We start from the raw sequence: 1,165 nt of genomic DNA, 5'->3' as shown, positions 1-1,165 counted from the left end.
TTAACGTGAGTTCGACGGATAGAAAAGCCCGAAAAGCCTGGTAGATATAAATTTGCTTAACAGGGTAGGCGAAGTGCGATCGCTACGATTGATTGAGAATTGGCAAAAAAGTCACAAAAAAATGCCGAGACTAAAAATATCTAACAAAATAAGGGTCTCGGCTATGTATACCATTGTATCTCGCCTCGATATCATACAAATTTTCTGCGACGTAGATGATTTTTGTCACCAATGGGAAAACCTCTGGCGGCAAGTACCGCAATTGCCATCAACAATGGGAGAAAAGCGTAGCAAATCGAGGATGCATTTATCAGAAGTGATGACAATAGTCATCGCATTTCATGGCAGTGGATATAAGACTTTCAAGGAATTCTATACCCTGCAAGTGCTGACAGGTTGGCGTAAAGCATTTCCCAATTTGGTCAGCTACACTCGGTTTGTGGAATTGATGCCTTGGTGCTTGATGTTATTATGTTGCTTTTTACATACGCGCACAGGAGAAATTACAGGGATTAGCTTTATCGATTCCACTCCAATTAATGTTTGTCATAACTGTCGAGCGCATTCTCACTCTTGTATTTAAAGGATTAGTGAAATGGGGAAAAAATTCTGTGGGCTGGCACTTTGGATTTAAACTACATTTGATTATTAATGACTGTGGAGAATTCTTGGCATTTTCCCTCACTCCCGCCAATGTGGATGACCGAAAGCCAGTCCCAGATATGACTAAGGGTTTAATTGGTAAACTTTTTGGAGATAGAGGATACATCTCTCAAAAACTATTTGAGGAGTTATACGAGCGAGGCTTAGAGTTAGTTACAAAATCCAAGAAGAAAATGAAAAATCGTTTGGTAAAACTGATTGATAAGATTCTATTACGCAAACGTGCTGTCATTGAGTCCGTCAATGACCATCTAAAAAATATATGTCAAATCGAACACCAAGGTCATCGTAGTCCATTTAACTTTTTGGTTAATTTGATGGCTGGTTTAGCTGCTTATACCTATTTGCCTAAAAAACCTTCCATTGATATTCACCCAAAAGATTTGCCTGCACTACCTCCTGCCATTTTTTAATCCGTCCGCGATCGCCTTTATCATGCCGAGTTATGCAAATCTATACATAGCAGGCTTTTTGCCTTTTTCTAACCGTCGAACTCACGTTA

General features: G+C 39.5%; 1 pseudogene. It reads left to right on the top strand.

Going from position 1 to position 1,165, the window contains the following annotated elements:
- The first annotated feature begins 163 nt into the window (after window positions 1–163).
- Window positions 164–1,076 (top strand): annotated as a pseudogene (locus tag RM368_RS38590) (IS982 family transposase).
- Window positions 1,077–1,165 lie beyond the last annotated feature (89 nt).

The organism is Nostoc sp. DedSLP03, from assembly GCF_034530815.1.
In the GTDB taxonomy this organism is placed as follows: domain Bacteria; phylum Cyanobacteriota; class Cyanobacteriia; order Cyanobacteriales; family Nostocaceae; genus Nostoc.
This window is presented reverse-complemented; position numbering and strand designations above follow the sequence as displayed.